At 61.0% G+C, this 20,420-nt stretch carries 16 protein-coding genes; 5 read left to right on the forward strand and 11 right to left on the reverse strand.

What is annotated here, in order from left to right; all coding sequences use genetic code 11:
- Positions 1-164 precede the first annotated feature (164 nt).
- Together CIB54_RS17610 and CIB54_RS17615 are read left to right on the forward strand one after the other, a co-directional pair.
- Positions 165-479, forward strand: a complete 315-nt coding sequence (locus tag CIB54_RS17610; protein WP_065950795.1) for a hypothetical protein — start codon at positions 165-167, stop codon at positions 477-479.
- A gap of 11 nt (positions 480-490) precedes the next feature.
- The gene (locus CIB54_RS17615) at positions 491-1,648 is read left to right on the forward strand and encodes a PQQ-dependent sugar dehydrogenase (RefSeq protein WP_101220473.1); all 1,158 of its coding nucleotides are present in this window, start codon (positions 491-493) and stop codon (positions 1,646-1,648) included.
- A gap of 135 nt (positions 1,649-1,783) precedes the next feature.
- Here CIB54_RS17615 and CIB54_RS17620 read toward each other — a convergent pair whose 3' ends face one another.
- Entirely contained in the window at positions 1,784-2,263 is a 480-nt protein-coding gene (locus CIB54_RS17620) for a nuclear transport factor 2 family protein (RefSeq protein WP_101220474.1), read from the reverse strand.
- Between the two features lie 54 nt (positions 2,264-2,317).
- On the reverse strand, positions 2,318-2,881 hold the full coding sequence (locus CIB54_RS17625; protein ID WP_101220475.1) for a TetR/AcrR family transcriptional regulator: 564 nt from the start codon (positions 2,879-2,881) through the stop codon (positions 2,318-2,320).
- A gap of 124 nt (positions 2,882-3,005) precedes the next feature.
- Here CIB54_RS17625 and pssA point away from each other — a divergent pair, with 124 nt between their 5' ends.
- Complete coding sequence (gene pssA / locus CIB54_RS17630) at positions 3,006-4,349, forward strand: CDP-diacylglycerol--serine O-phosphatidyltransferase (protein ID WP_101220476.1); 1,344 nt, start codon at positions 3,006-3,008, stop codon at positions 4,347-4,349.
- Between the two features lie 82 nt (positions 4,350-4,431).
- On the opposite strand, the gene efeO (CIB54_RS17635) is transcribed toward pssA, so the two are convergent.
- The 4 genes from efeO (CIB54_RS17635) to efeU are packed head-to-tail and all read right to left on the reverse strand — an operon-like array spanning position 4,432 to position 8,653.
- The gene (gene efeO, locus CIB54_RS17635) at positions 4,432-5,250 is read right to left on the reverse strand and encodes an iron uptake system protein EfeO (protein ID WP_101220477.1); all 819 of its coding nucleotides are present in this window, start codon (positions 5,248-5,250) and stop codon (positions 4,432-4,434) included.
- 26 nt (positions 5,251-5,276) lie between these two features.
- Positions 5,277-6,581 (reverse strand): iron uptake transporter deferrochelatase/peroxidase subunit, encoded by a 1,305-nt coding sequence (gene efeB, locus CIB54_RS17640; RefSeq protein WP_101220478.1) that lies wholly within the window; start codon positions 6,579-6,581, stop codon positions 5,277-5,279.
- Positions 6,582-6,594: 13 nt separating this feature from the next.
- On the reverse strand, positions 6,595-7,797 hold the full coding sequence (gene efeO, locus CIB54_RS17645; protein WP_065950788.1) for an iron uptake system protein EfeO: 1,203 nt from the start codon (positions 7,795-7,797) through the stop codon (positions 6,595-6,597).
- 10 nt (positions 7,798-7,807) lie between these two features.
- On the reverse strand, positions 7,808-8,653 hold the full coding sequence (gene efeU, locus CIB54_RS17650) for an iron uptake transporter permease EfeU (RefSeq protein ID WP_065950787.1): 846 nt from the start codon (positions 8,651-8,653) through the stop codon (positions 7,808-7,810).
- A gap of 168 nt (positions 8,654-8,821) precedes the next feature.
- Here efeU and CIB54_RS17655 point away from each other — a divergent pair, with 168 nt between their 5' ends.
- Complete coding sequence (locus CIB54_RS17655; RefSeq protein ID WP_101220479.1) at positions 8,822-9,862, forward strand: AraC family transcriptional regulator; 1,041 nt, start codon at positions 8,822-8,824, stop codon at positions 9,860-9,862.
- Positions 9,863-9,874: 12 nt separating this feature from the next.
- Here CIB54_RS17655 and CIB54_RS17660 read toward each other — a convergent pair whose 3' ends face one another.
- The 5 genes from CIB54_RS17660 to CIB54_RS17680 all read right to left on the reverse strand — a co-directional run bounded on the left by CIB54_RS17660 (position 9,875) and on the right by CIB54_RS17680 (position 18,683).
- Positions 9,875-11,104: a hypothetical protein gene (locus tag CIB54_RS17660; RefSeq protein ID WP_101220480.1), complete on the reverse strand. Its 1,230-nt coding sequence runs from the start codon at positions 11,102-11,104 to the stop codon at positions 9,875-9,877.
- 195 nt (positions 11,105-11,299) lie between these two features.
- A complete protein-coding gene (locus CIB54_RS17665) occupies positions 11,300-12,715 on the reverse strand; it encodes an efflux transporter outer membrane subunit (protein WP_101220481.1) in 1,416 nt (471 codons plus the stop codon).
- Positions 12,712-15,891 carry an efflux RND transporter permease subunit gene (locus tag CIB54_RS17670; RefSeq protein WP_065950784.1) on the reverse strand — a complete coding sequence of 1,060 codons (3,180 nt, stop codon included), beginning with the start codon at positions 15,889-15,891 and terminating at the stop codon, positions 12,712-12,714. Before CIB54_RS17670 ends, CIB54_RS17665 begins: the two co-directional genes overlap by 4 nt.
- A gap of 15 nt (positions 15,892-15,906) precedes the next feature.
- Entirely contained in the window at positions 15,907-17,148 is a 1,242-nt protein-coding gene (mexE, locus tag CIB54_RS17675) for a multidrug efflux RND transporter periplasmic adaptor subunit MexE (RefSeq protein WP_065950882.1), read from the reverse strand.
- Positions 17,149-17,390: 242 nt separating this feature from the next.
- Positions 17,391-18,683 carry an MFS transporter gene (locus CIB54_RS17680; protein WP_101220482.1) on the reverse strand — a complete coding sequence of 431 codons (1,293 nt, stop codon included), beginning with the start codon at positions 18,681-18,683 and terminating at the stop codon, positions 17,391-17,393.
- 269 nt (positions 18,684-18,952) lie between these two features.
- On the opposite strand from CIB54_RS17680, the gene CIB54_RS17685 reads away from it, so the two are divergent.
- Complete coding sequence (locus CIB54_RS17685; protein WP_101220483.1) at positions 18,953-20,035, forward strand: sensor domain-containing diguanylate cyclase; 1,083 nt, start codon at positions 18,953-18,955, stop codon at positions 20,033-20,035.
- Positions 20,036-20,420: the final 385 nt, after the last annotated feature.

Here is a 20,420-nt window from a genome sequence, read left to right on the forward strand (position 1 = left end):
CTCATGGGCCCGGGCAAAAGTTTCGGCGGCTGGATGCTCGGACAGATCCTGTTACACGTGATGAGAAACAATTTGATGTCCCCAGCCGAACCCCTGGGGTAGCGTGTTATCGAAAGCACGAGCACTACTCGACATAGCACTACTCGACAGAGAGAGGCAGAGTCATGAACAGTTGTATGCGTTATCTGGCAGTGCTGGCATTGGGGCTCATCCTGGCCCCCGTAGCGCTGGCGCAAAACTTGCCGGGCCAATACGATTCCAACAACAGCCCCATTCATCGGGCCAACCCCAACAGCATGCAGGGCACCCAGCCCAATGCGCCGGCCGTTCGCGGTATCCAGACCGCCCCGAGCAACCCTCGGCCTACGGTGCAAAACGGCGGGATCGGCAATAGCTATCCCAAGCGCGACACCGCGCCCAGTCGCCCGACCACCGAGACCCAAGCGCCCACCTATGATGCCAACGGCAATCGCCGGTAAGGATCCGTCTTATGTTTCTACGCAAAACCCTGCTAGCCGCCCTGTGCGCAACTACGCTGCTGCCATTGGCCGCAGTCCATGCCGCCGAGGTCCGACAGTTTCCCAGTGAGCAAGGCAGCATCACAGCGACGCCGGTCGCCAAGGGCCTGCATCATCCCTGGGCGGTCGCTTTCCTGCCGGACAGGCAAGGCTTCCTGGTGACCGAGCTTCCCGGCCAGCTGCGTTTTGTCAGCCAGGACGGCAAGCTTTCCGCGCCGTTGACGGGCGTGCCGCAGGTGTGGGCCAAGGGGCAGGGCGGTTTGCTTGACGTGGTGCTGTCGCCCGACTTCAAGCAAGACCGTCTGGTCTACCTGTCCTACGCCGAAGGGGGCGGTAAGGATGGCCAGGCCGGGACCGCCGTAGGGCGAGGGCGCCTGGCCGATGACTTGAGTGGCTTGAAGGACTTTACGGTGATCCTGCGCCAGGAGCCCAAGCTGTCCACCGGCAATCACTTTGGCTCGCGCCTGGCGTTTGACCGTGACGGCTACCTGTTCGTGACCCTGGGCGAAAACAACGACCGGCCCACCGCACAGGACCTGGACAAGCTGCAAGGCAAGGTCGTGCGCATCTACCCGGACGGTCGCGTGCCCGACGACAACCCGTTTGTCGGCCAACCCGGGGTACGCCCCGAAATCTGGTCCTACGGCCAGCGCAACCCGCAGGGCCTGGCGCTGAATCCGTGGAGCGGGACGATCTGGGAAAACGAACACGGGCCACGTGGCGGGGATGAAATCAACATCATCGAGCGCGGCAAGAACTACGGTTGGCCGTTGGCCACGCATGGCATCAACTACTCCCTGACGCCGATTCCCGAGGCCAAGGGCAAGACCGTCGAAGGCACCGTGGCGCCGCACCATGTGTGGGAGAAATCACCGGGGATCAGTGGCATGGCGTTCTACGACGCCGACCGCTTCAAGGCCTGGCAGCACAACCTGTTTATCGGCGCATTGGCCAGCCAGGAGCTGATCCGGTTGCAGTTCGACGGTGACAAGGTTGTCCATGAGGAGCGTTTGCTGGGTGATTTGAAAGCACGCATTCGCGATGTGCGGCAGGGGCCGGATGGGTATCTGTATGTGCTGACGGATGAAGATGATGGCGTGCTGTATCGCGTCGGGCTGGATCAGGACTAGGCAATCAGGACTAGGCAGATATAGCTGACGTTCCGAGATCCAAATGTGGGAGGGGGCTTGCCCCCGATGGCGGTGTATCAGTCACTGATGGACTCACTGACCGGTCCTCATCGGGGGCAAGCCCCCTCCCACAGGTTACAGGCCCAGCTCGGACAAACCCGGATGATCATCCGGACGCCGCCCCAACGGCCAGTGGAACTTGCGCTCGCTTTCCTTGATCGGCAGGTCGTTGATGCACGCAAAACGGTTGGCCATCAGGCCGTTCTCATCGAACTCCCAATTCTCGTTACCGTATGAGCGAAACCAGTGGCCGGAGTCATCGTGCCATTCGTAGGCATAGCGCACGGCAATGCGATTGTCGGTAAACGCCCATAACTCCTTGATCAGTCGATAGTCCAGTTCCCTGGCCCATTTGCGCGTGAGAAAAGCCTTGGCTTCTTCGCGGTTGTGGGCGAATTCGGCGCGGTTGCGCCATTGGGTGTCCAGCGTATACGCCAGTGAAACCCGGTGCGGGTCGCGGGAATTCCAGCCGTCTTCGGCCAGGCGCACTTTTTCGATGGCCGATTCGCGGGTAAAGGGCGGCAATGGCGGGCGTACTTCTGCGTCAGTGGACATAGAGCAACTCCTGAAAACAGTAGAGCGGATCGAAAGTTGCCAAAAGCGTGCGGTTCAAAGTGCCAATAACGTTCGCGCCATATCCTGCGCATTATCGGCGGCCGTTGAATCGCCCATCACCAGGGCAACGGTAATGGCGCCATCGATCAGGATCAGCAGTTGCGCGGCCTGCCGCTCCGGGTCGGGGGTGCCATGTGCGTGACACAGCTCGAGTGCGTACTCGAACAGTTTTTGTTTGTGGGTCTTGGCCAGCAGGCGTACCGGGTCTTGCGCATTGCCGGTCTCGCCACTGGTATTGATAAAGGCGCAGCCGCGGAAATCCGCCGAGCCGAACCAGCTTTTCAGCGCGCTGAACAGCGCCAGCAGGCGCTCGCCACTGTCGTCGCTGCGCTCCACTTGCGTGCGCAGCCAGTGCATCCAGCGTTCGTCGCGGCGCTGCAGGGCGGCAATCACCAGCTCATCCTTGTTGGCGAAATAGCGATAGATGCTTTTTCTCGAGACACCGGCAGTTTTCACCAGCAAGTCCACACCGGTGGCCGCGATGCCATGGCGATAAATCAGCTTCTCGGCAACGTCGAGAATGATATCGCGTGTTTCGTTAGAGGTCATATCGTTCATGGCTGGAACAGTAGAACGATCGTTCTTCTTGGTCAAGGGGCTTTTTCGGTTCGCGCTGACGAGACCTGAGCATCCTCATGGTGTAAGCTTTGGGCCTCTTCGGATTCGACCCTCTGCGAGCCTTATGCCGTCGTTCTTCAAACGCTCCCTGTTGCCTAAACTGCGCGGTTTCCCGGTGTCCATCGATGCCATCGAGGTGCTGTCCGGCGCCGATGCCTATCGGCGTTGCCTGCTGGAGAACATTGCGCAGGCCACCCGGCGCATTTACATCGTTGCGTTGTACTTGCAGCAGGATGAAGCGGGGCAGGAGATCTACGACGCACTGCACGCCGCGAAGGCGGCACGGCCGGAGCTGGACATCGTGGTGATGGTCGACTGGTTGCGCGCCCAGCGTGGGCTGATTGGCGCCGGCAAGCAGCCGGGCAACAGCGCCTGGTACCAGGCCATGACCCAGAGCCATGCCAGTGAAGTGCCGGTGTACGGCGTGCCGGTGCAAACCCGCGAATTGTTCGGCGTATTGCACCTCAAGGGCTTTGTGATCGATGACACGGTGTTGTACAGCGGCGCCAGCTTGAACAACGTGTACCTGCACAAGTTCGACAAGTACCGCTTCGACCGCTATCACCTGATCCACAGCCAGCCGCTGGCCGATTCCATGCAACATCTGGTGGAGCATGGCCTGGTGGCGTCCAAGGCGGTGCACCGCCTCGACCTGCCCAACCCGCCCACCACCCGCAGCCTGCGCAACGATATCGGTGACCTGCGCAGCCGGCTCAAGCATGCGACGTATGACACCAGTGCCGGGCAGTTGCCCAACGGGCACTTGCAGGTCAGCCCGCTGCTCGGTGTCGGCAAGAACAACCCGCTCAGCCGGGTGATCCTGGAACTGATCGCCAGCGCCCAGCAGCAACTGACGATCTGCACGCCGTATTTCAACCTGCCGCTGCCGGTGACTCGGGAGATCAACCGGGCCCTGGCGCGCGGCGTGAAGATCGACATCATCGTCGGCGACAAGACCGCCAACGACTTCTACATTCCGCCCAGCGAACCTTTCAAGGTGATCGCAGCGCTGCCTTATCTGTATGAGATCAGCCTGCGTCGCTTTGCCAAGCGCCACCAGCCGATGATCGACAGCGGCCAGTTGAACCTGCACCTGTGGCGCGACGGTGACCACAGCTACCACCTCAAGGGCATGTGGGTCGACGAGCGCTACACCTTGCTGACCGGCAACAACCTCAACCCGAGGGCTTTCCGGCTCGACCTGGAAAACGCCTTGCTGATCGACGACCCCAAGGGCGAATGGCTGGCGCCGCGAGCGCAGGAGTTGGCGCATATTTTCCAGCACGCCACGCGCATTGCCGGTTACCAGCAATTGCAGACGCTGGTGGATTACCCGGCGGCGGTGGGCAAGTTCCTGCGGCGGGTGAGCAGGGTGCGTATCGAGCGGTTGCTGTACCGGATTCTGTAACTCACCCGGCCCATAAAAAAACACCCAGGCTCCCGACGGGGACTGGGTGTTTTTTTGCGCGGTCGGCTTGGCTCAGGCCCAATCAGTTCAGGCCCAACTTGCCACGCAGCATCGACAGGTCTTCGGCCAGGGTGTTGACCGGGCCCACCAGGGCTTTGCGGTCGTTGTCCTTGACCTTGTCGTAGGTCTCGAACCCGCCGTCCGGGGTCTTGTACTTGGCGAGGATTTTGTCCACGGTGGCAAAGTTCTTGTCGACCTTGGCCAGGAATGCCTTGTCTTGCTTGGCGATCTGGCCACGGAACAGGTCGACGATCTTCTTCGCACCGTCGATATTGCCCTGGAAGTCATACAGGTCGGTGTGGCTGTAGCGGTCTTCTTCGCCGGAAATCTTGGTGGCGGCCACTTCTTCAAGCAGCGCTGCCGCACCGCCGACGACTTTTTCCGGTGGGAAGGTCAGGCCGTCCACGCGGGTTTTCAGGTCCAGCACGTCGCTGTTGAGTTTGTCGGTGAGCGCGTCGAGGCCCTGGGTGGTGTTCTCGGAAAACAGGCTGTATTCGATGCGGTGAAAGCCGGTGAAGTCGTCGGCCTTCACGCCTTTTTCGTGGTCGTCGACACGTGAGTCGATGGAGGCGTCGAGGTCGCTGAACAGCTCGGCGATCGGCTCGATGGACTCGTAGTGCACCCGGGTCGGCGCATAGAGTTTCCTGGCGGTGGTCAGGTCGCCTTGTTTCACGGCGGCGGTGAAGGCCTGGGTCTGGGTGACCAGTTCACCGATCTCTTCGGTGACGTAGATCTTGTAGTCGGACACCGGCCCTACCAGGTCCAGTGGCGCCGTGGCGGCGAAGGCGGCCAGTGGCGAAAGGGTGATCAGCAACGACAACGCGAGGGTCGACTTTTTCATGGGACGGTATCCGCTCTGAGTTTGTTTCAGGTTTTGGCAGTAGTTTGAAGGGGCGTTGCCGCGAGCAGCGTGCGCCCGATGAAATCCTCAGCGCCCGTGACGCCCGGCAGGGTAAAGAAATAGCCGCCGCCGACCGGCTTGAGGTATTCCTCCAGAGGCTCACCGTTGAGCCGGGTTTGCACGCTGATAAAGCCTTTCTCCAGGTCAGCCTGGTAGCAGATGAACAGCAGCCCCATGTCCAGCTGACCGTTTTTATTCACGCCGTTGGAATAGTTGAACGGCCGGCGCAGGATCAGGTTGGCCTGGGTCTCTGGCGTGCGCGGATTGGCCAGGCGGATGTGGGCATCGAGCTTGGTCACCTTGCCTTCCGGGTCCTTGCTGTAATCGGGCACCTGGGATTCCTTGGCGCCCCCCATCGGCGCGCCGGTGGGTTTGACCCGGCCAATGATGCTTTCCTGTTCCTGCAGCGGGGTACGGTCCCAGCGCTCGACGAAGTTGCGGATGATGCGCACCGCCTGGTAGCTGCCATGGGCGGCCCAGGCGGGTTCGTCACTGCCGGGCTGGACCCAGACGATGCGGTCCATGGCCTTGGCGTCGTTGGAGTCCGGGTTGGCCGAACCATCACGAAAACCCAGGAAATTGCGCGCACTTTGCGCCGGTTCACCGGCTTTGGCCGGCGCCTGGGGCGGTACGCTGCCTTCCTGTTTCCAGCGCACCAGCAACAGGTCCGGCAGGTTTTTCACAATGTCGCGCAGGGCGTGGATATTGGTGTCTGGCGTATTGGAGCTGAACTGCAGGCTCAGGTCGCCGTGGCACTGTGCCGGTTCCAGCGCATCGTTGGGAAAGCCGACCATGCGAGTCAGGCGCTTGGGTTTGGCTGCACCGAGGCCGAAGCGCTCATCGAACAACGACTCGCCGACCGAAACCGTGATGGTCAGGTTATCCGGCGTTACCACCGGGCCGAGGATGCCGGAGTCGGTGGGCGGCAGTTTGGGGTCGACCTGCGGCACGGTGCCGCCGCTCATCAGGAACGCGATGCGCTCGTTCAAGGTACGGAACAGACGTTCCAGGTCTTCCCGGTCGCTGGCCAGCACATCGAAGGCCACCACCATGCCGCAGGCCGGGCGCGGGGTGACGATACCGCTCTGATGCTGGCCAAAGAATGCGTGGTGGTCCTGGGTCTTGTCGCTGCGCGGCGCGGTGGTGACTTGTTCGGCGGCCGCAGCCATGGCCGGGCAGGTCAAGGTGCTGCCGGCGATGGCTGCGCCGGTGGCGGCCATGCCCAACAGGACTCGGCGACGCTGAAGGTTGAATTGTTGTGGATCACTCATGTCTGCGTTCGTCTCACTGCAGGCCGGAAAGGCCGAGGGCGGGGTCGATTCCATCGAGTGCGGCGGCCAGTGCCTTGGCCTTGTCGGCGATCTGCTTGCGCTGATCGGCCGTGACGCTGTCGTACGTGCTGTAGCGGCTGCCGACTTTGAAACCGGCAAGTTCGGCGTCCAATTGCGCCAGTGCGCTGTCGATGGTCGGCAGCAGATCCGCCGCCGACTGGGTCAACAGTGGGCGCATCAGGTCGACCACTTTGTGCGCCACCTGCAGGTTGGCGGCGAAACCGTTGAGGTCGATATGGCTGTAGCGTTCCTCTTCACCGCTGGCGGCACGCACATCTGCCAGGCTGTTGAGGTTGCGCACCACAATGCTCACCAGTTGCTCCGGCGGCAGGGATTGTGCGAGCAGCTGTTGCTTGAGCGTGGTGACGTCGTTGACCAAACGCTGCGCAATGGGCGCCAGGCCATCGAGGCTGCGCTGCTGGAACAGGCTGTATTCCAGGCGGTGGAAGCCGCTGAAGGCCGGGTCCTGCTCACGCTTTTCGAAGTAGTCGGCGCGGGCGTTGATCGCGTTGTCCAGCTCGGCCAGGCGTTGCGAGGCCGGCGCCAGGCGTTGGTAGGCTTCGCGGGCCGGTACGTACAAAGCCTGGGCCTGGGTGAGGTCGCCGGCATCGATTGCCTGCTGCAACGCCGTCACAGCCTTGACCAGCGCACTGCCCTGGCTGCTCAGGTACACGCGAAACTCCGACAGCGGCCCGATAAATGCCACCATCGACGGCTTGGCCCTGGCCTGGGCGTCGGACTCAGCGGTGGGCGTCACATGCAAGGTACCGCGTGGGTTACTCAGCAGGCCGCAGGTGATGGCGTAGTCGCCGGGCAGCAGGTTGGCGTTGATCACCTGGCTCAAGCCTGGGGCAATATTTTCCCGCTCTTCGACGACCAGCACGCCGTCGAGGATTTCCCATTCCACCGCGCGATCGGAGCGGTTGATGATGCGAAAGCTCGCACGCCCGGCCGGCACCGTCAGTGCGTTGGGCTCGCAGGCATGGCCGTGGATGGTCACCGCGATTTCATTGTGGTTGGCCTGGCGCTTGCCGGCGGCCAGCTGCGAGGCGTAATAAAACAGGCCACCGGCGGCGATCATCACGACCACCGAGCCGGCCAGGGCCCAGCGCAGCGCGCGGGATGGCGCAGCCGGTTGAGGGGTTGGGTTGGACAAGGGGCGGTCCTTACTGGCTGGAGACGGAAGAAGGGTGGGTAACTGACTTGGCGGAAGGCGAGGGCAGGAAGAACATCACCAGGGCCACCACCAGGTAAATCAGATAGGCACCGAGCGTGCTGACCGTCGGTGCTTCCTGATACCCGAACATACCGGCCAGCACTGAGCCCAGCGGGCTGTCCATCGGCAGCGCGGCGCTGAAATCGAACAGCACGGTTTGCAGGTGATTCCACACGCCCGCTTCATGCAGGGCCTGCACCGAGTTGGCGAGAATGCCGGCCGCCACCACGAGAATGAACAGGCCGGTCCAGCGGAAAAACGCGCCGAGGTTCAGGCGCATGCTGCCGGAATAGATCAGAAAGCCCACGACAATCGCGAGGATCAGGCCGAGCAGGGCGCCCATCGGCGCGCCGGGGCCTTCGCTCTGCTGGAACACGGCGAGCAGAAAGAACACCGTTTCCAGGCCTTCGCGGGCCACGGCGAAAAACACCATGGCGATCAGCGCAAACACTTGATGCCTGGAACCGGCCAAGGCATGGTCAAGGGACTCATGCAGCGAATGTTTGATGGAGCGCGCCACCTTGCGCATCCAGAACACCATGGAACTGAGGATGCCCACCGCGACCAGTCCGACGATGCCCTCGAACAATTCCTGCTGTTTCTGCGGAAATTCGGCGCTGACCAGTTCCAGCCCACCGCCCACCAGCAAGGCCAGCGCAGCGGCGAGAAATACACCGATCCACACGGCGGGCATCCACTGGCCGCGCCCGGTCTGTTGCAGGTAACTGGCGATGATGCCAACGATCAACGCCGCCTCAATGCCTTCGCGCAGCATGATTAAAAAAGGAACGAGCATCGGGCACCACGGCGTAACTAGATAGGAAGCTAAGTTGTAACATAATGATACTCATTGCTAAACAAGAAATATTGACCTTTGCTGAACCTGGGCTGAACGGTGGTGGCGACGCGCAACCGCCCTTATGATGCAGGCCACCTGGTTTGAAGTCGGATAACTCAACATCCCATGTCGGAAAAAGACACCATCTCCATCCACCTCGTGCGCGAAGCCTTGCTGCAAAGCTGTGCGCCTGGTGCGGCCACTGTCGAGGCATTGAGCAAAGTCGGGATTGATCCTGCGTTGCTTGAGCAGCCCAATGCTCGTGTCCCGGCCACGGCCTATGCGCGCCTTTGGCGTTTGCTGGCGCGGCGCAGGGATGACGAGTTTTTTGGCATGGACCCGCGCACACTCAAATCCGGTAGCCTGGCGTTTCTGTGTCGCGCCGCCATGGCGCAACCGAGCCTGGCGGCGGGCCTTGAAACCGGCCTGGGGTTTCTGTCGCTGATGCTGGAGCACATGCCGGCCCAGTTGGTTCGCCAACAGAGCCTGGCGGAAATCGTCCTGCTCGAACCCGATGAGCCCAAGCGTGCGTTCACGTATTTCACTTATTGGATGATCGTCCACGGCGTTGCGTGCTGGCTGGCGGGGCGTCGCATCCCGATACTGGCCATTGAGCTGCGTTGCGCACAGCCGGACTTCTGTGACGACTACCAGGTGATGTTTTCCGATAACCTGCGCTTTGATCGACCCCGTACCCGCATGATCTTTTCCGCCGAGTGCCTGGACCTGCCGATCAAGCGCAGCCCGCAGGAGCTCCAACGTTTTCTCGCCCATGCGCCGGCTAACATCCTGGTCAAATACCGCGATCCCGAAAGCCTCGCCACGCGCATCAAGCACGACCTTCGGCAGATGCCTCCCGATACCTGGCCGGAAACGGAGGGCCTTGCCGGCACGCTATGTATTTCCGCGTCCACCCTGCGCCGGCGCCTGGCGGAAGAAGGGCAGACCTACCAGGGCCTCAAGGACAGCGTGCGCAAGGAACTGGCGATTGTATGGCTGGCAGAGCCGCAGATCAGCTTTGCCCAGATTGCCGAGCGGTTGGGGTTTGCCGATGCGAGTTCGTTTTATAAGGCGTTTCGTAAATGGAGCGGGTCGAATCCGGGGCATTACCGTAGGCTGATTTTAAACTTAGGTGCGGCTGAGTACTCAGCGCCAAGGCCTTTTTAACGGATGGGTTACTCAATAGTCATCCTCGTCCTCGTCCTCGTCCACAGAGGTGGTGTGAAGGTATCGAATGTCTATGTATTCATAATTGCTGTCTATAACAGTATTTAAAACGCTCATTCCTAATGCGGGATCGTTTGATCTTAACGCGGTGTTGCCATTTGCGTATTCTTTTTCAAGCTCCTCATATAGCGCCTTCTCAAATATGCCCCACGCCTCAAATGAGATCAAGGTCGAAAAATTTGTCATGAACTCTTTGAGGGCTGGCCAACTGTGAAACCCTTCGGGTTGTGCAGAGCAAAATGTGCCAAGAAACTTCAATGAATCTTCGTATTGTTCGCCAATGGATGCTCCATGCCCCTCAGGAAAGTAATCAATCGCGACATTTTTAATGATCCTGTCCAGCAGGCAATCGTCTTCGATAGGAAGCGCGCGAACAAAGCGCTCAAGCATTTTAAAAGGCGCGACGTTGACCACAGTGATGAAATACGGAGCTAACGTTTCTGTCCGTTCATTTTTCCACAAAAAAGCAAAGCCATTGTTACTCTGGGCTCGTCCCTTGGCGGCGATATACTTAGTCGCTGTCTGCATCTGCTCGATGTATGCTGAAATGCGCTCTCTCGGCCCTCCGGAATAAAGTTCCATATCATAAAGAGAGACGTTAAAGCCACCCAGGTGCTCATCGCTCAACAAGACGTTAAGATTGCCCTCAACAAGTTCTTCAGGGGGGACCAGCTCTAATTTGATCTGATCGTCTTTTTGTATGGGTCTTAGGCATACAACCCGTTTGTTGCCCCATACGATTTCGTTGAAAACATAGTGCCTGAGCAATACCGGCCAGTCAGGCGAGACCACAATACTGATAACATCAGATCCTGCGATAAAAGGGAGATACTGTTTTAGCTCAGCGGTGTAAGCACCCAATTCTGTGCCCGCTTGTCGCGTGGGTCCGGACTGGTTTTTTAGCTCCACCACCACGACTGCTTCATTTTCAGAAGAGTAGAGAAGAAAATCGGGTTTCAGTATGTCGCCTGGGTCAAGCGATATGTTTTCATTGGCAGAGATCACGATGTTGAAATTCAGGGCGTCCAAGCAGAATTTATAGCTCTTAGTTATGTATCCTTCTTCGACAGAGTTGGGATCTGGTACGTCACTCGATTCCAACAGTTCCCCGAAGCCGTCCGCCCCCTCCAACTGCTCTGCCATCCATTTTTGCATTGCTGCTTCATTCGCAAAAATCGCCATAAACCTTCCGTTGTTCAGCGCTAATTTTTAATAAAGGGTGCATCAATTTTTAAGTGCGGCTGATAGTTTGCCATAGACAAGTTGCTTGATGCCATGATGATGGCGCTTCGGAGACGTCAAAAAAAAGCCCCGCGACCGAATGGATCGCAGGGCTAAAAATTGGCTGGATGCGACCAACCAAAGGAGCTCTTTACATCACTTGGCGGTAGCGACCACCGTATCCGGCTGCCAGCCACCCCCCAGCGCCTTGTAGATCGCGACTATCCCGCGATACAGGTCCACTTCGGCCTGGGCCTGGGCGTCTTCGGCGGCCAGGCGTTCGCGCTGGGCGTCGAGCAGTACCAGGAAGTCGACGGTGCCTTCGCGGTAGCGGATCGCTGCGAGGTCGGCGGCGGCGCGGCTGGATTCGCTTTGGCGGATCAGCGAGACCAGGCGTTGCTGGCGCTTGCCGTAGTCGCTGAAGGCGTTTTCGGATTCCTCCAGTGCCAGCAGCACTTGCTGTTCATAGGTTGCCAAGGCGCCATCGGCCTCGGCATTCGCACCGCGCAAGCGTGCGCGCACGCTGCCCAGGTCGAACGCGGCCCAGGTAATGCTTGGGCCCAGGGACCAGGCATTCGCTGCGGCCGAACCGATCTGCGAGCCGCGCCCGGCGGTAAAGCCGAGGAAGCCACTGAGGCTGACCCGTGGGAACAGGTCGGCCTTGGCCACGCCGATCCGCGCGGTGGCGGCGGCCAGTTTGCGTTCGGCGCTGAGGATGTCCGGGCGGCGTTGCAGCAGTTGCCCCGGATCGCCAATCGGCAATGCCTTGGCAATCGCCGGCAGGTTTTTGGGGCTCAGGTCCACACTCAGTTTGTCCGGGCGCTGGCCGAGGAGGGTGGCGATGCGGTTACGCTCGCGCACTTGCTCGGCCTGCAGTTGCGGCACGCTGGCTTCTACCGCCGCCAGGCGCGCATCGGCACGTTCCACGTCAAGCTGATCACCCACACCGGCATCGCGCAGGCTCACGGTGATGCTGCGCGAATCCTGCTGGTTCTTCAGGTTGTCCAGGGCGATGCGCTCACGCAGCTGTGCACCGCGCAGTTGGCCGTAGGCGTCCACCAGTTCGGCAATCATGGTGACTTGCAGTTGGTACAGGTCGGCTTCGGCCACTTGTTGGTCGGCGTCGCTGGCTTCCAGGTTACGGCGGATGCGCCCGAACAGGTCGACCTCCCAGGCCATGTCCAGGCCCAGGTCGTAGCGCTCGCTGTTGACACGCCTGGTGGTCTGGCCCGGAATCTGGCCTTTGCCCACGTCACTGCTGGCGCGGGAGGTGACCACCGGCATGATGTCGTTGGCCGCGTCATCACGAATCGCACGTGCCGCCCGCAGGCGGGCCAACGCTACGCGCAAATCACGGTTGCCGCTCAATGACTGGGTCACCAGCTGGTTAAGTGTCGGGTCTTCGAACTGCTGCCACCAGATACCTTCGTATTTGGCGTGGTCGTAGCTTTTGCTGTCGGCGGCGGCCGTGATATTGGCCGCCTCCAGCTGTTGGGTCTTGTAGTCCGGGCCTACGGCACAGGCGGCGAGCGCCAGTACCAGCAGGCTCGGCAGGAATATTTTCACACTCATTGCTGTGTCTCCAGCTTCAGGGCCTTGGCCGCTTTGCGCGCTTCCTGGCGCTCCACATAGCGCCGGATCAGTACGTAGAACACTGGCGTCAGCAACAGACCGAAGAAGGTCACCCCGATCATCCCGGAGAACACCGCCACGCCCATGGCATGCCGCATCTCGGCACCGGCACCGCTGGACAGCACCAGCGGCACCACACCCATGATGAACGCGAACGAGGTCATCAGGATCGGCCGCAGACGCAGGCGGCAGGCTTCCAGTACCGCGGCCAGTGGGTCGAGGCCTTCCTGCTGTTTATCCTTGGCAAACTCGACGATCAGGATCGCGTTCTTGCAGGCCAGGCCCACCAGTACGATCAGGCCGATCTGGGTAAAGATGTTGTTGTCGCTGCCCGAGAGAATCACCCCGGTGATGGCTGACAGCAGCGTCATCGGTACGATCAGGATCACCGCCAGCGGCAGGCTCCAGCTTTCGTATTGGGCGGCCAGTACCAGGAACGCCAGCAGCACGCAGAGCGGGAACACGAACAGCGCGGTATTGCCCGAGAGGATTTGCTGATAGGTCAGGTCGGTCCACTCATAGGTCATGCCGTTGGGCAGTTCATCTTTCAACAGCTTTTCAATGGCTATCTGGGCCTGGCCGGAGCTGTAGCCCGGTGCGGCGTTGCCGTTGATTTCAGCGGTGATAAAGCCGTTGTAGTGCATCACGCGATCGGGACCTGAGGTGTCGCTGACCTTGATGAAGGTTGCCAGCGGGATCATCTCGCCTTTGTTGTTGCGCACTTTCAACTGGCCGATCTGGTCGGCGTCCTGGCGGAACTGCTGCTCGGCCTGCACGTTGACCTGATAGGTCCGTCCGAAGCGGTTGAAGTCGTTGGCATACAACGAGCCCAGGTAGACCTGCAGGGTGTCGAAGATGTCGCTGATCGCCACGCCATGGGTCTTGGCCTTTTCACGGTCGATGGCCGCGTCGACTTGCGGCACGTTCACCGTGTAGCTGGTGAACAGGCCGAACAGCTCAGGCACGTTGTGGCTCTTGGCGATGACGTTCTGCACTTCTTTGTACAGCTCGTCATAGCCGAGGTTGCCACGGTCTTCGATCTGCAGGCGGAACCCGCCGATGGTGCCCAGGCCTTGTACCGGTGGCGGCGGGAAGATCGCCATGTAGGCTTCTTCGATATTGGCGTATTGACCGTTCAGTGCACCGGCAATCGCACCGGCAGACATGCTCGCGTCCTTACGTTCGTCGAAAGGCTTCAAGGTCACGAACACGATGCCGCTGTTCGGGCTGTTGGTGAAGCCGTTGATCGACAGGCCGGGGAAGGCAATCGCGGCTTCCACGCCAGGTTGTTTCAGGGCGATCTCCGACATGCGCTTCATCACGCTTTCGGTGCGATCCAGGCTCGCGGCGTCGGGCAGTTGGGCGAAGGCCACCAGGTATTGCTTGTCCTGGGCCGGTACGAAACCGGTCGGGGTATGGGCAAACCCGAAGAACGTCAGCACCATCAGGCCGGCGTACACGAACAGGGCAATGCCGCTGCCGCGAATCACCCGGCGTACGGTCCCCACGTAGCCATGGCTGGCCTTTTCGAAGAAGCGGTTGAACGGACGGAACAACCAGCCGCCGAAGACCTTGTCGAGGAACCTGGAGAAACGGTCCTTCGGCGCGTCGTGGGCACGCAGCAGCACGGCAGCCAGGGCAGGGGACAGCGTCAGCGAGTTGAACGCCGAGATCACCGTCGAGATGGCAATGGTCAAGGCGAACTGTTTGTAGAACTGTCCGGTCAAGCCGCTGATGAAGGCGGCCGGGATGAACACCGCGCACAGCACCAGCGCCGTGGCGATGATCGGGCCGGTCACTTCGCTCATGGCCTTTTCAGTGGCCGGGAACGGCTCCAGGCCCAGCTCGATATTACGCTCGACGTTCTCCACCACCACGATGGCGTCGTCCACCACGATGCCGATGGCCAGTACCAGGCCGAACAAGGACAGCGCGTTGAGCGAGAAGCCGAACAGGTGCATCACCGCAAACGTACCGATCAAGGAGACCGGGACCGCCACCAGGGGAATGATCGAAGCGCGCCAGGTCTGCAGGAACAGGATCACCACCAGCACCACCAGAATCAGTGCTTCGAACAGGGTATGCACCACCGCTTCGATGGAGCCGCGCACAAAGATGGTCGGGTCATAGGCGATGCGGTAATCCATGCCCGCCGGGAAGCTCTTTTTCAGCTCGGCCATTTTTGCGCGTACATCGTTGGAGATGTCGATGGCGTTGGAGCCGGGACGCTGGAAAATCGGAATCGCCACGGCCGGCTGGTTATCGATCAGCGAGCGCAGCGCATATTGGCTGGAGCCCAACTCGACCCGGGCGATGTCCTTGAGCCGTGTGATTTCACCGTTGGCACCGGCGCGAATCACAATGTTCTCGAACTCTTCCTCGGTGACCAGGCGGCCTTGGGTGTTAACCGACAGCTGGAAGCTGGTATCACTCGGCGCAGGCTGGGCGCCCAGGGCACCGGCGGCCACCTGACGGTTCTGCTCGCGAATCGCCGTGACCACATCGGTCGCGGTCAGGTTGCGTGAGGCGGTCTTGTTCGGGTCGAGCCACACGCGCAGGGAATAGTCGCCCATGCCGAACAGCTGCACGTCGCCGACGCCGCCCAGGCGGGCCAGCTCGTCCTTGATATTGAGGATGGCGTAGTTGGACAGGTACAGCATGTCGTAACGCTGATCCGGGGAGGTCAAGTGCACCACCATGGTCAGGTCGGGGGAGGCCTTGTCCACGGTGATGCCGATGCGTGTCACTTCCTCAGGCAGTTTTGGTTGAGTGCGCGTCACCCGGTTTTGCACCTGCACCTGCGCATTGTCCAGGTCGGTGCCCAGGGCGAAGGTGATGGTCAGGGTCAGCTTGCCGTCGGCGGTCGACTGCGAGGACATGTACAGCATGTTCTCGACGCCTGTAATGGCTTGCTCCAGCGGAGCCGCCACGGTTTCGCCGATGACTTTGGGGTTCGCACCCGGGAAGTTGGCGCGTACCACGACGGTCGGCGGCACCACTTCCGGGTATTCACTGATCGGCAGCTGGAACAGCGAGATTGCGCCTGCGATCAGGATCAACAGCGACAGCACCGCTGCGAAGATCGGCCGCGAAATGAAGAACTTGGAAAAATTCATCTTGAGTCGTATCCCTTAACCGCGTGGAGTCGCGCTGCTGGCAAGCTTGGGCGCGGTTTTGTCCGGCGCCACTTGCTCCAGGTTGCTGGCTTCAAGCGCTTGTCGTTGTTGGGCCAGGGCGGCGAGGGTTTCCTGGCTGGCCATCGGAATGGTTTCCGGCGCCACCGGTGAGCCCGGGCGCACGCGCTGCAGGCCCTTGACGATAATGGTGTCGTCCTTGTTCAAGCCGCTGCGCACGATGCGCAAGCCTTCGATCTTCGGGCCCAGTTCCACGGCGCGATAGGCCGGCTTGTCGCCTTCCATCACCAGTACGAACTTCTTGCCCAGGTCGGTGCCCACGGCTTCGTCGTTGATCAGCACGGCGGAGTAGGTGCCGCTGCCCACCAGCTTCAGGCGCGCATACAGGCCAGGGGTGTATTCGCCCTTGCTGTTATCGAACACTGCACGTCCGCGGATGGTGCCGGTGGCCGGGTTGACCTGGTTGTCGACGAAGTTCATCTGGCCCAGGTGCGGGTTGCCGGTTTCATTCGACAGGCCCAGGTATACCGGCGTGGTCGCGCCGCGACGGCCTTGGCGGGCCAGCTCGGTGTACTTGAGGAACACACGCTCATCGGCATCGAAGTAGGCGTAGACCTTGTCGGTGGAGACCACACTGGTCAGCGCGGTGGTGTCGGCGGTGACCAGGTTACCGGCGGTGATCTCGGCACGGCTGACGCGGCCGCTGATGGGCGAGGTGACGCGGGTAAAGCTCAGGTTCAACTTGGCCAGGTCCAACTGCGCCTGGATCCCGGCCATCGCGGCGCGGGCTTCCTGGGCCGCAGTGGCGCGCGAGTCGGCGAGTTCGGCGGAGATCGCATTGCTCTGGCGCAGGCGTTCGCCGCGTTGTGCTTCGTTTTCACTGCGGGTGGCCGCGGCCTTGGTCTGCGCAAGCTGAGCTTCAAGGCGGCGCACTTCGGCCTGGAACGGGCGCGGATCGATCTGGAACAGCAGGTCGCCTTTCTTGACCAAAGCGCCTTCGGTGAAAGCGACTTGGTCAATCTGGCCAGAAACCCGCGGACGAATCTGTACGGTTTCCGGAGCTTCCAGGCGCCCGGTGAATTCATCCCACTCGTTGACCGGCTGTTCCAGCACCTTGGCCACGCTGACTTTGGCAGCAGGCATGGCGGCCGCTTGTTCCGGGGTCTTGCCGCACGCGCTCATCACCACCACGGCCAATATCGCCAGGGGCAAGCGCAAATGTTTGAGTGACTGTTCCATGAGGTGCATCCGCCAATGTATTTGAGATGGGCGGATCATGCGCGGGGAGGCGGTATGTCACGAATCGAATGAAGCAAAGGTAACTATCATTCGGAATGATATAAGCGCCGGGGACAGCCCCCTAGTGTGCAGTTTTAGTTAGGGAGCTATCAATGTGATTGATGGCAAATACTGTTATTGCTGGCGTGTTTGAACTCACCGGTATTGTCCCAGCCTCGCAGGCCGGGACAACTGGGTGACTTTTACGGCTGAGACTGAGCGGGCTCTCCGCTCAACGCATCGACCATGGGTGGGTGCTCCTGCACCGCCTGGCGCAAGTCCTCGGTGACTCGCAGCTCGGCGCCCGTCGGCGAGAACGTCGCCGCTGCCGCAAACGGCGCGGGATTGGCCGGCACGGGGCGTTTGCCGCGTCGCCACAGGAAGAAGGTGACCATGCACAGGTTCACCAGCGCAAATACCCAGAACAGGCCGTTGGCGCCGAACGAATTCATCACCGGCGAAATCATCATCGGGCTGATGGCCGAGCCCAGCGAGTTGATCAGCAACAGCCCCTGGATCATCGGCACCAACGCGTCGGCGGGGGCGCGGTCGGCGGCATGGCTGACGGCGACCGGGTACAGCGCGAACACCGCGCCGCCGAGCAGGAACAGCAGCACCGCCAGCAGCATCGACGACAAGGGCAGCAGTACGATCAGCAGTGACAATACGCTGCATGCCACCGCCAGAATGGTCAGCACCTGCAAGCGATCCTTGTGATCGGACCAGCGTCCGACCGGGTATTGCAGGAGCATGGCGCCGAGGATCGTCCAGGCCATCATGCTGCCGACTTCGCCCACGTTCAGGCCGGCGCGTTGCAGGTACAGCGGCAGCAAGGTGTAAACCGCCGCGATGCTGACCCCCGAGCCGAAACACCCGACCAGCCCGGTCGGCGTCACGCCCAGCAGTTGCCGTGGTTTGAGCGGCTCAACCTGATCCAGCAGGGGCGAGACCCGTGGCAGGATCACAATTGGCAATACCGACAACGAAGCGAGCATGCCGGCCACCATGAACGGCGCGCTGTCGCTCAGGCCGGCGATTCTGCCCAGCGCCGCCTGGCCCAGCACGCCGGCGCCATACAGCACAATCATGTACAGCGCGAGCAAGCGCCCGCGAATCTTGGCATCGCCGGCCAGCAGCAGCCAGCTTTCGATCACCAGAAAGACCCCGACCGTGGCCCAGCCGTTGACCAGGCGCAGCGCGAACCAGCCCCAGCTGTCGTAGAACAAGCCCTGCAGCAGGATGGTCACCGCGATCAACGAGGCAAAGCTGCCGTAGGCGCGGATATGGCCGATGCGCAGAATCAGCCGGTCATTGAAGACGGCGCCGAGCGTCAGGCCGATGAAGTAGGCCGATGACACGATCCCGATCATCGTGGCCGATGCGCCGGCCGCGTCGAGTCGAAGGGTGGTCAGGGAGGAAAGAAAGCCGTTGCCCAGCGCAACAATGAACAGCCCCAGCAAGGGCGCCAGCGCCATGGCCAGCAAACGCGCAGACATAAAGACCTCTGGAAAATCGAACGGCGAAACAGGCGGTCGCCTGCAAACGAGCGCGGGATTCTACGGCTTGCGCGTGATTTTCCAAGCGCTGTCTGCTGCGACGTTAGGTCGCAGGTGTAATAGGGTCGACCACATAAAGCGCAAGAAAATTTTTTCCATCCATCCTCTCCCGCAAAGCTCCCGTCCGGTCGAGCAAAGACCCTGGCGGGCCTGCGCCTTGATAATCGCTGCACTCAACTCCACCGCAGCAACGAGCACCGCGTCCCGCCATGAACCTGCGCACCTTCATCCGTAGCCACTGCCTTAACTGCGCGCTCGCTACGAAGGCACTGACCCGACTGCATAAGTCGCTCTCTGTGCTTGTCACTCACCTGGCCATGCGAGGCTTCGACTCCACAGCCTGTCCGGCCACCCGTGACGAGGCCGCACTCGACCGTCGCCTCAGTACCCTGTGCCCGGAGCTGGCCGCCACCGTGTTCAGCCATGCCCGCGACGGGATCATCCTGGTCGACCCGTTCGGCCGCGTCATCGCCGTGAACGAGGCCTTCAGCCGGCTCACCGGCTACGGGCGGGACGAGGTGCTGGGGCGAGCGTTGAATTCACATCGCATGGTGCGTCGGCTGGCGACGTTTTATGCGCCGATGAAGAACGCACTGGATTTCCACGGGCACTGGTCCGGTGAGATCCAGAGCAGCCACAGGGATGGACGGCAGATGACTTCGCGAATCAGCGTCAGCGCGGTGCATGACCGTCACGGGAATGTTCAGCACTACGTGGCGCTGTTCAGCGACATGACGCAGATGAAGCAGCGCCTGCAGTTGCTGGAACGTGATGCCCGGTATGACGCGCTCACCCAGTTGCCCAATCGGTTGCTGTTGGCCGAGCGGATGCGCCAGGCACTGGGCAAGGCGCGCATTGAGCAGCAGAAAGTGGCGATCGCGTTTATTGACCTTGATGGGTTCAAGGCGCTTAACGACAGTTACGGCCATGATTGGGGCGATCGGGTGTTGCAGATTGTCGCGGCGCGGATCAACGCGACGTTGCGCGAAGGCGACACATTGGCGCGGCTCGGTGGCGATGAGTTTGTGGCGGGACTGGTGGGTTTGCAGGCAGCGGAAGACAGCGAGCCTTTGCTCCAGCGAATGTTGCAGGCCGCCAACGCGCCGATTCTGATTGGCACGCAGACGGTGGAGATTGCCGCGAGTATCGGCGTGGCGTTTTACCCGGAGCATGGGGCGCAGGTCGATGGGCTGATCAGCAAGGCGGATCAGGCGATGTACCTGTCGAAAAAGGCCGGCGGTAACCGTTTGGCGTTTTGTCCGATGCGGTGTGTTTCGGCTATCGGGGCATAGGTATCTACACAACGTTGGCGTGACGCCGAGCTTGCTCCCCCGTTGGGCCCGTCCGCCTATGACTATCTTACTGATACCCCACAACTCCAAATGTGGGAGGGGGCTTGCCCCCGATGGCGGCCTGCCAGTCGACAGCTATCCAACTGACACGCCTCGGCTCAATGTGGGAGGGGGCTTGCCCCCGATGGCGGCCTCTCAGTCGACAGCTACCCAACTGACACGCCTCGGCCCAATGTGGGAGGGGGCTTGCCCCCGATGGCGGCTTCCGGGCCGACCAGGATGCTGGATCAGATTGAGTACATATCCGTTTCTGCGGTCACGGCCACTATGGGTTCCGCTTTTACAGCGGGTCACTTTTGGAAAAGAGCCCCAAAAGTAACCAAAA

Source organism: Pseudomonas fluorescens (genome assembly GCF_002837185.1).
Taxonomy (GTDB): domain Bacteria; phylum Pseudomonadota; class Gammaproteobacteria; order Pseudomonadales; family Pseudomonadaceae; genus Aquipseudomonas; species Aquipseudomonas fluorescens_AM.